The organism is Streptomyces sp. NPDC127038 (assembly GCF_042725875.1).
Lineage (GTDB): Bacteria > Actinomycetota > Actinomycetes > Streptomycetales > Streptomycetaceae > Streptomyces.
Map to the genome: position 1 here is coordinate 17778 of NZ_JBHXDQ010000031.1, position 12863 is coordinate 30640.

The 12863-nt window shown below is 72.7% G+C and carries 12 protein-coding genes; 5 read left to right on the top strand and 7 right to left on the bottom strand.

From position 1 onward, the window contains the following. Positions 1-256 precede the first annotated feature (256 nt). Positions 257-961 carry a heme oxygenase (biliverdin-producing) gene (locus tag ACFWI4_RS21755; RefSeq protein WP_387198627.1) on the bottom strand — a complete coding sequence of 235 codons (705 nt, stop codon included), beginning with the start codon at positions 959-961 and terminating at the stop codon, positions 257-259. 196 nt (positions 962-1157) lie between these two features. After that, positions 1158-2015, bottom strand: coding sequence for a type I methionyl aminopeptidase (gene map, locus ACFWI4_RS21760; RefSeq protein WP_385400452.1), 858 nt, complete (start codon positions 2013-2015; stop codon positions 1158-1160). A gap of 57 nt (positions 2016-2072) precedes the next feature. Between map and ACFWI4_RS21765 the strand changes: the two genes are divergently transcribed. After that, positions 2073-2309 (top strand): hypothetical protein, encoded by a 237-nt coding sequence (locus ACFWI4_RS21765; RefSeq protein WP_385400455.1) that lies wholly within the window; start codon positions 2073-2075, stop codon positions 2307-2309. 93 nt (positions 2310-2402) lie between these two features. On the opposite strand, the gene ACFWI4_RS21770 is transcribed toward ACFWI4_RS21765, so the two are convergent. After that, the gene (locus ACFWI4_RS21770; protein ID WP_385400457.1) at positions 2403-3005 is read right to left on the bottom strand and encodes a hypothetical protein; all 603 of its coding nucleotides are present in this window, start codon (positions 3003-3005) and stop codon (positions 2403-2405) included. A 114-nt stretch (positions 3006-3119) separates the two neighbouring features. Here ACFWI4_RS21770 and ACFWI4_RS21775 point away from each other — a divergent pair, with 114 nt between their 5' ends. From ACFWI4_RS21775 to ACFWI4_RS21785, 3 genes are all read left to right on the top strand, one after another. Further along, positions 3120-4253 carry an exo-alpha-sialidase gene (locus ACFWI4_RS21775; protein ID WP_387198631.1) on the top strand — a complete coding sequence of 378 codons (1134 nt, stop codon included), beginning with the start codon at positions 3120-3122 and terminating at the stop codon, positions 4251-4253. A gap of 68 nt (positions 4254-4321) precedes the next feature. Continuing rightward, positions 4322-5026 (top strand): NADPH-dependent F420 reductase, encoded by a 705-nt coding sequence (gene npdG, locus ACFWI4_RS21780; protein WP_387198634.1) that lies wholly within the window; start codon positions 4322-4324, stop codon positions 5024-5026. A gap of 180 nt (positions 5027-5206) precedes the next feature. Then, positions 5207-5368, top strand: coding sequence for a hypothetical protein (locus ACFWI4_RS21785; protein ID WP_167455616.1), 162 nt, complete (start codon positions 5207-5209; stop codon positions 5366-5368). Between the two features lie 22 nt (positions 5369-5390). Here ACFWI4_RS21785 and ACFWI4_RS21790 read toward each other — a convergent pair whose 3' ends face one another. Next, complete coding sequence (locus tag ACFWI4_RS21790; protein ID WP_385400466.1) at positions 5391-6188, bottom strand: site-2 protease family protein; 798 nt, start codon at positions 6186-6188, stop codon at positions 5391-5393. 178 nt (positions 6189-6366) lie between these two features. Here ACFWI4_RS21790 and ACFWI4_RS21795 point away from each other — a divergent pair, with 178 nt between their 5' ends. Next, positions 6367-9696, top strand: coding sequence for a BTAD domain-containing putative transcriptional regulator (locus ACFWI4_RS21795; RefSeq protein WP_387198637.1), 3330 nt, complete (start codon positions 6367-6369; stop codon positions 9694-9696). Positions 9697-9762: 66 nt separating this feature from the next. Here ACFWI4_RS21795 and ACFWI4_RS21800 read toward each other — a convergent pair whose 3' ends face one another. From ACFWI4_RS21800 to panB, 3 genes are all read right to left on the bottom strand, one after another. Further along, a complete protein-coding gene (locus ACFWI4_RS21800) occupies positions 9763-10593 on the bottom strand; it encodes an ABC transporter permease (RefSeq protein WP_387198640.1) in 831 nt (276 codons plus the stop codon). Continuing rightward, the gene (locus ACFWI4_RS21805) at positions 10590-11624 is read right to left on the bottom strand and encodes an ATP-binding cassette domain-containing protein (RefSeq protein WP_385400474.1); all 1035 of its coding nucleotides are present in this window, start codon (positions 11622-11624) and stop codon (positions 10590-10592) included. The genes ACFWI4_RS21800 and ACFWI4_RS21805 overlap by 4 nt, the downstream gene beginning before the upstream one ends. A gap of 276 nt (positions 11625-11900) precedes the next feature. Continuing rightward, complete coding sequence (gene panB / locus ACFWI4_RS21810; RefSeq protein ID WP_387198643.1) at positions 11901-12788, bottom strand: 3-methyl-2-oxobutanoate hydroxymethyltransferase; 888 nt, start codon at positions 12786-12788, stop codon at positions 11901-11903. Between the last annotated feature and the right edge of the window lie 75 nt (positions 12789-12863).

Here is a 12863-nt window from a genome sequence, read left to right on the forward strand (position 1 = left end):
GTCAGAGCCGGTGCCTTGGAACCCGGGCCCGTGCAGGCGCCCGTCGGGGGCGGTGCCCTGGAACCCGGCCCGTGCAGGCGCCCGTCAGGGGCGGTGCCTTGGAACCGGGGGTCGTGCAGGCGCCCGTCAGGGGTGCGGGGAACTGCGCGACCAGCCCCCACCGGCCCGCGGACGAGCGCATCGGGGACGCCCCCCCGGACCCGACGGGGGGCCGGGGGCGGCGCCCCGAGGTCGAACCCGCGCCGGGGGCGCCCCTTCACGCCGTGAGGGGGAACTCCTCGGCGAGGCCCCGGAACACCCCGGTGTTCAGGGCGAAAGCCCGCCTGCACTCCGCCACGATCCGCTGCTTCTCCAGATCGTCGGCCCGCACCCCGTCCAGCAGCTCGCGGTAACTCCGCTTGAACGCGGCAGGGTTGGCGATGCCCTCGAAGACGTAGAAGCGGACCCCGTCGCCCTTGCGGCTGAACCCCCAGGTCCGCTCCGCCCGGCCGCGGATGATCTGGCCCCCGGAGAGGTCCCCGAGATAGCGCGTGTAGTGGTGGGCCACATAGCCCCCGGGCCAGGTACGGGCGCACTCCGTGACCCGGTCCGCGTACGCGCGGGTCGCGGGCAGCGCGGTCAGCGACTCCCGCCAGTGGGGGCCGCGAAGATGCGCGAGGTCCCGCTCCAGCGCCGCGCGGCGCAGCAGCTCGGGCCGCAGGAAGGGCCCGGCCACCGGATCGGCGGCCAGCGCCCCGGTCTCCGCCTCCAGTGCCTCGTACACGAACCACAGCTGCTCGGTGTAGCGCGCGTACGCCTCGACCCCGAGCCGGCCGCCGAGCAGGTCGCCCATGAACGTCGAGTTCTCCGCCTCGGTGTGCTGTTCGTGCGAGGCGGTGCGGATGAGCGTCGAGAAGGGGACGGCCGCCGGGTCCGTGGGGTCCGGCGTGCTCGTGGTGTCCGGCGTGTCCGACGCGTTCATGGGGCCTCCGGGGCCGAGAGGAGCGGCGCGAGCCGTTGCGGGATCGGTCAGATCTTCTATGGTTAGGCTTACCTAAGTCAATAACCTTCCCGACGCTCTGTCGGTAAAACCGTACCCCGATCACGGGCCGCGCCCACAGGAAAGAACCCGCCCTGTGGACAGGACGGGTTCAAGGGGGTCCGGAGACTTCCGGGCGCTACGGCAGGGTGAGGATCTCCGCGCCGCCGCCGGTGACGACCAGGGTGTGCTCGAACTGGGCCGTGCGCTTGCGGTCCTTCGTCACGACCGTCCAGCCGTCGTCCCACATGTCGTAGTCGTGCGTGCCGAGCGTGAGCATCGGCTCGATGGTGAAGGTCATCCCGGGCTGCATGACGGTGGTCGCGTGCGGGTTGTCGTAGTGCGGGACGATCAGCCCGGAGTGGAACGAGGAGTTGATCCCGTGCCCGGTGAAGTCACGCACGACCCCGTACCCGAAGCGCTTCGCGTACGACTCGATGACCCGCCCGATGATGTTGATCTGGCGCCCCGGCCTGACCGCCTTGATCGCGCGGTCGAGCGCCTCCCGGGTCCGCTCCACCAGGAGCCTCGACTCCTCGTCGACGTCACCGACCAGGTAGGTCGCGTTGTTGTCGCCGTGCACCCCGCCGATGTACGCCGTCACGTCGAGGTTCACGATGTCGCCGTCGCGCAGCACCGTGGAGTCCGGGATGCCGTGGCAGATGACCTCGTTGACCGAGGTGCACAGCGACTTGGGGAAACCGCGGTAGCCGAGGGTCGACGGGTAGGCGCCGTGGTCGCACATGTACGCGTGCGCCACCCGGTCCAGCTCGTCGGTCGTCACGCCCGGCGCGATGAGTTTCGCGGCCTCGGCCATCGCCTGCGCGGCGATCCGGCCGGCGACGCGCATCGCCTCGACCGTCTCGGGTGTCTGCACCTCCGGTCCGGTGTACGGCGTGGGAGCGGGCTTTCCCACGTACTCGGGGCGCCTGATGTTTCCCGGCACGGGGCGGGTGGGAGAGAGCTCCCCTGGTACGAGCAGCGACTGGCCAGACATGCAGCGAGTCTAACCAGCGGGCATGGGGGAACATGTCTCTGGCGAAAGGAGCTGGTGATGGCCCTGTTCAAGAAGAGGACGGTCGGCAAGCCCGGCGAGTGGTACTACTGCCTGGAGCACAAGAAGGTCGAGGAGGGCCCCGACTGCCCGGGCAAGGACCGCTTCGGCCCGTACGCCACCCGTGAGGAGGCCACCCGCGCGATGGACCTCGCGCGGGAGCGGAACCTCGAATGGGAGACGGACCCGAAGTGGCACGACGCGTCGGGCAAGGAGCCGGGCGCCGAGGACGACTGAGGCACCGGCCCCGGCGCCACCTGAACCGGAACTAGAACCGGAACGGGAACCCGAACCGGAGCGGCCCGAGGTCACCGGTGCGGCGGATGCCCGCTACCACCGGTACGACGGCGGGGCCGTCAGCTGGTCCGCGAGGCGGGAGAGACGGTCGCGGAAGCGGTGACGGCCTCGGGGCGAGGGCAGCGCGTTCTCCCCGGCCGCCGCGCTGACCAGATGCTGCACGGTGTCCAGGTCGAGCTCGGGGTCCGGCGGCACCGCGAGCGACTCGTGCGCCAGCGCCGGCAGCTCGCCCTCCCCGCGGGACAGGGCCATGACCGTCGCCCCCGCCCGCCGGGCGTCGTGCACCCGCTCCAGCAGCGCGCCCCCGGGCGCCTCCGGCGCGACCACGAGCAGGGTCTCCCCGCGCCTGGCCGCCTCGATCCGGCCGAGGCCCACCGCCAGGTGAACCGGATCGGACTCCCGCGCCCCGTGCCGCACCAGCGTCGGCGCCAGTTCCGGCGTCCCCGACCAGGCCGCCTCGTCCACCAGGTGCGCCGCCAGGTGCCAGGGTTCGTACGCCTCGGAACCGACCAGCAGCAACCCGCCCCCGTGCGCCACCACGGACCCCCGCAGGGTTCCCCCGAACCGCCGTGTCGCACCCAGCCATTCGGTCCCGGCAAGCACCTCGCGCAGCAATGCGACCCGTACGGCATCCATTGCTGCATCCTGCCGCAACGCGCCACTCGTGACCCGGAGTTCACCACGAATTCGCCCAAGTTGGGCAGAAGTCCGCACCGACGACCCACCAGCGACCGCAGCAGGGAGCCGGCCATGACACAGCCGAGCGCAGCGACCGGGACCGACGGGACGACAGGCACCGGGGCGGGCGCGGACCCCGGGGTGAGCGTGCCCTTCCGGGCCGGGCGCGAGGGCTACGCCAGCTTCCGGATCCCCGCCGTCGTCGCCACCCGCACCGGAACCCTGCTGGCCTTCTGCGAGGGCCGCGTCGGCTCCGCCCAGGACCACGGGAACATCGACATCGTGCTCAAACGGTCCCTGGACGGCGGCCGGACCTGGGGCCCCCTCCAGGTCGCCGCGAACAACGGCACCGACCTCGCGGGCAACCCCGCGCCCGTCGTCCTCGACACCGGACGCGTCCTGCTCGTCCACGTCCGCAGCGCCGCGAGCGCCTCCGAGGACGCCCTGCTGCGCGGCAGGGTGAAGGCCGCCGACGGGCGGCGCGTCTGGGTGCAGCACAGCGACGACGACGGTCGCACCTGGTCGGCGCCCAAGGAGATCACCGCGCAGGTGAAGAAGCCCGGCTGGCGGTGGTACGCCACCACACCCGGGCACGCCCTCCAGCTCGGCTCCGGCCGGGTGGTCGTCCCCGGCAACCACACCGTGGCGCCCACCGGCACCGACAACGGCACCGAGGCCAAGTACAACAGCGGACACTGTCTGCTCAGCGACGACCGCGGGTCCACCTGGTACCTCGGCTACATCGACGAGAACACCAACGGATACATCAACGCCAACGAGACCACCGCCGCCGAACTCCCCGACGGCCGCGTCTACTTCAACACCCGCAACGACTCCCCGTCGCCCGGCAACCGCGCCGACGCCCACTCCCTCGACGGCGGCAGAACCCTGGCCAAGCCCTTCCGTCCGCAGGCCGGCCTGGTCACCCCGGTCGTCCAGGGCAGCCTGCTCCAGCTCCGCGACCCCGACCTGCTCCTGTTCTCGGGGCCCGCCGACCCGGACTTCCGCGCCCTGATGACGGTCCGCGCCTCGGCCGACGGCGGCACCACCTGGCGCTCCGCGCACACCGTGGACGGGCTGCCCGCCGCGTACTCCGACCTGGTCCGCGTCGACACCGGCACGGTCGGACTCCTCTACGAGACGGGCGACTTCGGCGCGTACGAGACGATCACCTTCCGGCGCCTGCCGGTGACCGCCTTCGGGTGACCGCGCTCACCCCCGGGACTCCGCCGTCCCGGGCGCCCCGGCGGGACCCGCGCACGTAAAGTCGGCCCATGACCTCTACTGACAGTGCACAGAAGGCCCCCGCCAAGGACCCCTGGGACCTGCCCGACGTGTCCGGACTCGTCGTCGGCGTGCTCGGCGGCACCGGTCCGCAGGGCAAGGGACTCGCCTACCGTCTCGCCAAGGCGGGCCAGAAGGTGATCATCGGCTCGCGCGCCGCCGACCGCGCGCAGGCCGCCGCCGAGGAGCTCGGCAACGGGGTGGAGGGCGCCGACAACGCGGAGACCGCGCGGCGCAGCGACATCGTGATCGTCGCCGTGCCCTGGGAGGGCCACGGCAAGACCCTCGAATCGCTGCGCGAGGAACTGGCCGGGAAGCTCGTCGTCGACTGCGTCAACCCGCTCGGCTTCGACAAGCAGGGCGCCTACGCGCTGAAGCCGGAGGAGGGCAGTGCCGCCGAGCAGGCCGCCGCCCTGCTGCCCGGCTCCCGGGTCACCGCGGCCTTCCACCACCTGTCCGCCGTGCTCCTCGCCGACCCGGAGATCGAGGAGATCGACACCGACGTGATGGTCCTCGGCGAGGAGCGGGCCGACGTCGAGATCGTCCAGGCACTCGCGGGCCGCATCCCCGGCATGCGGGGCGTCTTCTCCGGCCGGCTGCGCAACGCCCACCAGGTCGAGGCGCTGGTCGCCAACCTGATCTCGGTGAACCGCCGCTACAAGGCACACGCGGGCCTCAGGGTGACGGACGTCTAGGCCGCGCACGGCGCGCACGGGCCACCGGCGGCGGACGTCCCGGCCGCGCGGGGCGCACACGGGCCGCGGGTGACGGATGTCCCGGCCGCGCGGGGCGCACACGGGCCGCGGGTGACGGACGTCCGGGCCGCGTGGGGGACACTGGTGCCAAGCAGTGTCCCCCCGACAGGAGCCGACCCCATGCCCCGCCTCGCTCTCTACGCCCTCGCCGTCTGTGTGCTGTCCGTGGCCGCGGCCGTCGTCTCGTTCGTCCAGGGCAGCTGGCTGGGCATCGTCTGGGTGCTGCTGGCGGGCCTGTCGTCCAACATGACCTGGTACTACGCGCGGCGCGGCCGGGCCTGACCGTCGGCCGGCCCCCGGCCGGTCAGGACCGCACGCAGATGTCGCTGTTCGCCTCCCAGAAGCGGTAGAGCCACTGTCCGCAGTCGGTGTCACGGCCGTCGATGCCGAGGCCGCCCAGCAGCGTGTCGATCAGGTGGAAGAACTCCTGGTTCACCGACGGGATCCACAGCAGCCCGAACACCGCGAGCAGCCCGAACGGCGCGAAGGGCTCGACCTGACGGCGCACCCCGTACGACAGCCAGGGCTCGATCACGCCGTAGCCGTCCAGACCCGGGACCGGCAGGAAGTTCAGGATCGCCGCGGTGACCTGGAGCAGCGCCAGGAACGCCAGCGCGTAGCGGAAGGCGGGCGGGACGCCGTCCAGCGCGTGCAGCCAGAACGGGGCCGTGCACACGACGGCGAACAGCACGTTCGTCAGCGGGCCCGCAGCCGAGACCAGGCTGTGCTTCCAGCGGCCGTGGATCCGGCCCCGCTCGATGAAGACCGCGCCGCCGGGCAGACCGATCCCACCCATGATCACGAACAGCACCGGCAGCACGATGCTCAGCAGGGCGTGGGTGTACTTGAGGGGGTTCAGCGTCAGATAGCCCTTGGCGCCGACCGAGATGTCGCCGCTGTGCAGCGCGGTGCGGGCGTGCGCGTACTCGTGCAGACACAGCGAGACGACCCACGCGGCCGTCACGAACAGGAACACGGCCACACCGGGCTTCTCGGCGAAGCCGGTCCAGGTGGCCCAGCCGGCCACCCCCGTGACGGCGGCGATGCCGACGAAGACGGGGCTGATCCTCCGGTCGCTGTGGCGGGTCGCGGCGGTGGTCATGGTGCTCCCTGGACTGGCTGGGCCGACGATGCTGTGCTCGGGTCTGCCCGACCGTACCGGGCCCCACCGAAAACGTCTCGCGATCGGCCATCGGTTCCGGGGAGGGTGGGGACCGTGCCGTCGGGGCCCCGGCGGAACTCCCCGTACCCGGCCCCCGCACCCGACGCCAGCAGAGACAATGGACCCCGTGCGCTACCGCATCCTCGGCACCACCCAGGCACTTCGTCCCGACGGCACGCCCGTCCCGGTCGGCGGGGCGCGGCTGCGCGCCCTGCTGACCGTCCTCGCGCTGCGGCCCGGACGGACCGTCCCGGCGGCCGTGCTGGTCGACGAGGTGTGGGACGGCGACCCGCCCGCCGACGCGACCGGCGCGCTGCACGCCCTGGTCGGGCGGCTGCGCCGGGCCATCGGGGCGGACGCGATCGCCTCGGCCGAGGGCGGCTACCGGCTGGAGGCCGCGGCCGACGACGTCGACCTGCACCGCTTCGAGCGGCTCGCCGGAGAAGGCACCCGGGCCGTCGCCGACGGGGACCCCGCCAAGGCCGCCGTCGCCCTCGACGACGCCCTGGCCCTGTGGAGCGGCCCCGCCCTCGCGGACCTCCCCGACCGCACCGCCGAGGCGGCCCACTGGGAGACCCGCAGGCTGCACGCCCGCTGCGCGCGCCTCACCGCGGCCCTGGCCCTCGGCCACGCCGGATCGGCCCTCCCCGAGCTGACCGCCCTGTGCGACGCCCACCCCCTGGACGAGCCGCTCCAGGCCCTGCGGCTGCGGGCCCTGCGGGACGTGGGCCGCACGGCGGAGGCCCTGGCCGCGTACGAGGACGTACGACGGCTGCTCGCCGACCGCCTCGGCTCCGGCCCCGGCGCCGAACTGCGCTCCCTGCACGGCGAGTTGCTCCGCCCGGCCGGTGCCGGCGCTCCCCGCGCGAGCGGCCCGCACGCCCGTCCCGCGGGGACCGGCACGCACTCCCCGGCGGCCGGCCCCCGCCCCGCCGTCGCGCCGCCCGGCAACCTCCGCGCCCGCCTCACCTCGTTCGTGGGGCGGGAGCACGACATCGATGCCATCCGCGGCGATCTCGCGGCCTCCCGGCTCGTGACCCTGCTCGGACCGGGCGGGGCGGGCAAGACACGGCTGTCGCAGGAGGCGGCCGAGGCCCTGGTCCCGGCCCCGCGGGACGGCGTGTGGCTGGCCGAACTGGCCCCGGTGGACGACCCGAAGGCCGTGCCCGAGGCCGTGCTGACCGCCGTCGGCGCCCGCGAGACCGTGCTGCGCGGAGCCGGTGCCGAGGAGATGCGCGCGGTGGCCGACCGGCACGACGACCCGCTCACCCGGCTCACCGAACACTGCGCCAAGCGCCGGATGCTGATCGTCCTCGACAACTGCGAACACGTCGTCGACGCCGCCGCGCACCTCGCCGAGGCCCTGCTGGAACGCTGTCCCGGCGTGACCGTCCTCGCCACCAGCCGCGAACCCCTCGGCGTACCGGGGGAGTTGCTGCGCCCGGTGGACCCGCTGCCGGAACCCGTCGCGCTGCGGCTGCTCGCCGACCGGGGAGCGGCCGCCCGGCCCGGCTTCCGGGTCGAGGACGACCCCGGGGCGGCCGCCGAGATCTGCCGGCGCCTCGACGGCCTCCCGCTCGCCATCGAACTCGCCGCCGCCAGGCTGCGGATGCTCACCCCGCGCCAGATCGCCGACCGCCTCGACGACCGCTTCCGGCTGCTGACCTCCGGCAGCCGGACCGTGCTGCCCCGCCAGCAGACCCTGCGCGCCGTCGTCGACTGGTCCTGGGACCTGCTCGACGAGACCGAACGCGACACCCTGGGACGGCTGTCCGTGTTCGCGGGCGGCTGCGACCTCGCCGCCGCGGAGGCCGTCTGCGGTCCGGCCGCGCTGGACGTCCTCGGCTCGCTGGTCGACAAGTCCCTCGTCGTCGCGGCCCCTTCGGGCGACGGGGGCGGCGGGATGCGCTACCGCCTCCTTGAGACCGTCGCCGAGTACGCGCGCGAACGCCTCGACGCGTCCGGCGCCCGCGCGGACACCGAGCGCGCCCACCTCACGTACTACCGCGAACTCGCCCGCACCACCGACCCGTTGCTGCGCGGACCCGGACAACGGGCCGCGATCGACCTGATCGAGCGCGAGTACGAGAACCTGCGCACCGCCCTGCGGCACGCCGTCGCCGAGCGTGACGAGCAGGAGGCGCTGTGCATGGTCCTGTCCCTGGCCTGGTACTGGCAGGTCCGTGACCAGCGTGTCGACGCCCGCGCCTGGTCCCTGGAGGTGATGGGGCTCGGCCCCGACCCCTTCGCCCCGCCCGTCCGCCCGGCCGCCGCGCTGTACGAGCGCTGCACGGACTTCCCGCCGCCGATGCGCGAGGAGGTCCTGGAGGAGGCCAGGCGCGGTGTCCACCTCGTCCATCTCGCCTACATGGACATGGACATGGGCGCCTGGCAGACCCCGCAGGCCCAGGAGAAGCTCCGCGTCATCAGCGCGACCTACGAGCCCGGCATGCCGCAGACCTGCCGCACCCCCGGCTACCTCTGGTTCTACGCGGTCCTGCTCACCGGCCCGATGGAGCGGTTCACCGAGGTGATCAACAAGACGGTGAGCACCTGCCGGGAACTCGGCTACGACTGGGAGCTGGCCACCGCCCTCCAGATGCGCGCCAACATCCTCGCCAACCGCGCCGACATGGCGGGCGACGCCACGGTCGACGCGGACGAGGCGCTGGAGCTCTTCGGGCGCATCGGTGACGCCTGGGGCGCCGCCGAATCGCTCTCCGCGCGCGGCGAGGCCCATGAGCGCAAGGGCGACTTCCGGGCCGCCGCCGCGGACTACGCGGAGGCGGCGAAGTACGCCGAGCGGCTGGGCGCGCGGGCCCAGACGGCGGTGCTGAGCGTGCGCCTCGGCAGCATGTACATGGAGCTGGGAGAGGCCGAGCGCGGTGAGCGGATGATCCGCGACGTCCTCGCGACCGGGCACGGCGCCCACAACGAGGCCATGCCGGCGGCCCATCTCTTCCTCGCGATCTGGCTCGGCCGCAAGGGCCGGACCGTCGAGGCGCGCGAGCAGATACGGCTGCTGCGGCAGGACTTCGGGGCCGGCTCCTTCGTCCTGTTCGACGGGTTCATGCTCGGCGTCGAGGCCTGGCTGGACGCGATCGACGGGCGGAGCGAGAGTGCCCTGGACAAGGTGCGCGTGGCACTGGAGCGGTCGGGCGACCGGCTGTCGCGGATGATCGCTCCGCACATGCCCTCCGCGCATCTGACCACGGCCGCCATCGCCCTGAACGGTCTGGACGGCGGAGGCCGGGCGCAGGACGCGGCCCGGCTCCTCGGTGCCGCGGACGCCCTGCTGCCGCCGGGCCACTTCCCCGGTCCCATGGAGGTGGAGGTGCGCGAGCGGGCCGAGAAGGGCGCGCGTGCCCAGCTCGGCGACACGGCGTACGAGGCGGCGTACGCGGAGGGCGGCGGCCTCTCCGTGGAGGAGGCCGCCGCCCTCATCTGAGGCGCGGACGCGAACCGGCCCGGCCCGGCCCGCCCGGGTGGGCGAGTCGGGCCCGTGCGCCGGACGTCAGCTCTTGGTGCGGAACTTGTGGATGGCGATGGGCGCCATGACCACGGTGAGGGCGGCCGTCCAGCCGAGGGTCAGCCACAGGCTGTGCGCGACCGGGCCGCCGACCATCAGACCGCGGGCGGTGTCCGCGAGGTTGGACAGCGGGTTGTAGTCGGTGAAGGTCTGGAGCCAGCCCGGCATGGTCGCGGGCGGCGAGAAGATCGACGAACCGAACTGGAGCGGGAAGAGCACCAGGAAGCCCATCGCCTGCACGGACTGGGCGTTCTTCATCGTCACGCCGAGGACCAGGAAGATCCACATCAGGGCCGAGGCGAACAGGGTGGCGAGTCCCACCGAGGCGAACAGACCGGGCCAGTTGGTGATGTGGAAGCCGACCAGCACCCCCACGATCATGAGGATCGTGGTGGCGACGAGCATCCGCATGAGCTCCACCACGAGCTTGGCGAAGAGCACCGAGCCCCGGCCGATCGGCAGGGTGCGGAAGCGGTCCATCACCCCCTTGTGGAAGTCCTCGTTGAATCCGGTGCCGACGGCTGTCGCCATGTTCATGGTCGTCATCGCCATCAGACCGGGCACCACGTACTGCACGTACCTCTCCTGGCCGCCGCCCAGCGACTGACCGATGGAGCCGCCGAAGACGTACACGAACAGCAGGGTGAAGATGATCGGCATCAGGACGGCGTCGAACATCGACTCGGGGTCCTGGCGGATCCACAGCAGGTTGCGGCGGATCAGCGCGCCGATGTGGCGGGCGTGCGCGCGCGGCGAGATACGGGCGTCGGCCTCGACGACGAGGGGGGCTTCGGCGGTGGCGGTGACGGTGCTCATGCGGAGACCTCCTCGTAGGCGCGGGCGGGGTTCTCGTCCTGCGGGGCACTGGCCTTGTGGCCGGTGAGGGAGAGGAACACCTCGTCCAGACTGGGCAGTTCGGTGCTGATGGACGCGATCGTGATGCCGCGCGCGGTGACCGCGCCGACCACGGCGGTCAGTTGCTCGTCGCTGAGGATCGGGACCAGTACGCTGTCCGTCTCGGCGTCCACGATCGTCGTGGCGAGGCCGGTGAGCCCCAGCTCGTCGAACATCGAGGCCAGCGGCCGCAGTTGGAGCGGGTCCGCCGGGCGGATCCGCAGCGTGCGTCCGCCGACGCGCGCCTTCAGCTCGTCGATCCGGCCGCCGGCGATGACCTTGCCGCGGTCGATGACGGTGAGCTCGGAGGCCAGCTGCTCGGCCTCCTCCATGTACTGGGTGGTGAGGAGCACGGTGACACCGTCGGCGACCATGCGCTTGACCTCCTGCCACACCTCGTTGCGGGTGCGCGGGTCGAGGCCGGTCGTCGGCTCGTCCAGGTACAGGACGGCCGGGCTGCCGATCATCGAGGCGGCGAGGTCGAGCCGGCGGCGCATACCGCCGGAGTAGGTCGACGCCGGGCGCTTGGCGGCCTCGGTGAGCGAGAAGCGCTCCAGGAGCTCGTCGGCGCGGCGGCGGGCGTCCTTGCGGGGCAGGTCGAGCAGCCGCCCGATCATGTAGAGGTTCTCCCAGCCGGGGAGCTTCTCGTCGACCGAGGCGTACTGGCCGGTGAGGCCTATCACCCGGCGAAGCTGCCGGGGCTGGCGCAGTACGTCGAAGCCGGCGACGGTGGCCGTGCCGGCGTCGGGGGTGATGAGGGTGGACAGGCAGCGGACGAGGGTGGTCTTGCCGGCGCCGTTGGGACCCAGTACCCCGAGGACGGTGCCCTCGCGTACGTCCAGGTCGACCCCGTCCAGCGCCTTGGTCTCGCCGTAGTGCTTGACCAGCCCCCGTACGGTGACGGCGCTGCGGCCGGTCGCAGCTTGCCGGGGCGTGTTGTCGATTCGCGTCATGTCCGTCAAGGTGCCAGCCGCCACCGACAAACGACCGACAGGATGCCTACAGAACCCGACTGTCACCGATAGGTCGCCGACAATCGGCCGACGGTGGACCGACAGGCAGTCCGAAGGAGACCGTCAAGCGGCCCGGCAGCGGGCCGAAGGAGACCGGCAAGCGGGCCGACAGCGGGCCGACAGGGCGGGAGGACGACGACAACCCGCCGACGGGGGAAGATCGGCGGGTTGTCACCGGTGCCGCAGTGGCTCGGATGCCCCGGGGGGCGTCGAGGCTCAGTGGACGGAGTGCTCCTCCAGCGGGAACGTCCCGCCGACCACGTCCTCGGCGAACGCCTTCGCCGCGTCGCCCATGACCCGGCGCAGATCGGCGTACTGCTTGACGAACTTCGGCACCTTGCCGTCCGTCAGGCCCATCATGTCGGTCCACACCAGGACCTGCGCGTCGGTCTCGGGGCCCGCGCCGATGCCGACGGTCGGGATGTGCAGGGTGCGGGTGACCTCGGCCGCGAGCTCCGCCGGGACCAGTTCGAGGACGACGGCGAAGGCGCCCGCGTCCTGGACCGCCTTGGCGTCCCGCAGCAGCTGGTGCGCGGCCTCCTCGCCCCGGCCCTGGACGCGGTAGCCCATGGAGTTCACGGACTGCGGGGTCAGGCCGATGTGCGCCATGACGGGGATGCCGGACTCGACCAGGAGCTCGATCTGGCGGTGCGAGCGCTCGCCGCCCTCCAGCTTCACCGCGCCCACCCCGGCCTCCTTGACCAGGCGGGTCGCCGAGCGCAGTGCCTGCACCGGGCCCTCCTGGTAGGAGCCGAAGGGCAGGTCGCCGACGATCAGGGCCCGGCTGGTGCCCCGGACTACCGCGGCGGACAGCACGGTCATCTCGTCCATGGTCACCGGGACGGTCGTCTCGTACCCGAGGTGGCAGTTGCCGGCCGAGTCGCCGACGAGCATGACCGGGATGCCGGCCTCGTCGAAGACGGACGCGGTCATCGCGTCGTAGGCGGTGAGCATGGGCCACTTCTCGCCGCGCTCCTTGGCGGCGGTGATGTCGCGCACCGTGATACGGCGGGTGCTCTTGCCCCCGTACAGCGCCTTGCTGCTGCCGGTGGCCTTGAGGGCACCCTCCGCAGGCTGCTTCTGGGCAGCCGAAAGCTGCGTCATCGCAACGGCTCCTTATGTGTCATCTCGAGGCACCCTGACGGCGTCCCCGGATCACCTCCATGGTGGCACTTCGTG

Excerpts from the sequence above, each read along its gene's own strand:
- ACFWI4_RS21795 (WP_387198637.1), top strand. The coding sequence starts at position 6,367 with ATGGACCCCGTGCGCTACCGCATCCTCGGCACCACCCAGGCACTTCGT.
- ACFWI4_RS21785 (WP_167455616.1), top strand. The coding sequence starts at position 5,207 with ATGCCCCGCCTCGCTCTCTACGCCCTCGCCGTCTGTGTGCTGTCCGTG.
- ACFWI4_RS21765 (WP_385400455.1), top strand. The coding sequence starts at position 2,073 with ATGGCCCTGTTCAAGAAGAGGACGGTCGGCAAGCCCGGCGAGTGGTAC.
- ACFWI4_RS21790 (WP_385400466.1), bottom strand. The coding sequence starts at position 6,188 with ATGACCACCGCCGCGACCCGCCACAGCGACCGGAGGATCAGCCCCGTC.
- panB (WP_387198643.1), bottom strand. The coding sequence starts at position 12,788 with ATGACGCAGCTTTCGGCTGCCCAGAAGCAGCCTGCGGAGGGTGCCCTC.
- ACFWI4_RS21800 (WP_387198640.1), bottom strand. The coding sequence starts at position 10,593 with ATGAGCACCGTCACCGCCACCGCCGAAGCCCCCCTCGTCGTCGAGGCC.
- ACFWI4_RS21805 (WP_385400474.1), bottom strand. The coding sequence starts at position 11,624 with ATGACGCGAATCGACAACACGCCCCGGCAAGCTGCGACCGGCCGCAGC.
- ACFWI4_RS21755 (WP_387198627.1), bottom strand. The coding sequence starts at position 961 with ATGAACGCGTCGGACACGCCGGACACCACGAGCACGCCGGACCCCACG.
- npdG (WP_387198634.1), top strand. The coding sequence starts at position 4,322 with ATGACCTCTACTGACAGTGCACAGAAGGCCCCCGCCAAGGACCCCTGG.
- ACFWI4_RS21775 (WP_387198631.1), top strand. The coding sequence starts at position 3,120 with ATGACACAGCCGAGCGCAGCGACCGGGACCGACGGGACGACAGGCACC.
- ACFWI4_RS21770 (WP_385400457.1), bottom strand. The coding sequence starts at position 3,005 with ATGGATGCCGTACGGGTCGCATTGCTGCGCGAGGTGCTTGCCGGGACC.
- map (WP_385400452.1), bottom strand. The coding sequence starts at position 2,015 with ATGTCTGGCCAGTCGCTGCTCGTACCAGGGGAGCTCTCTCCCACCCGC.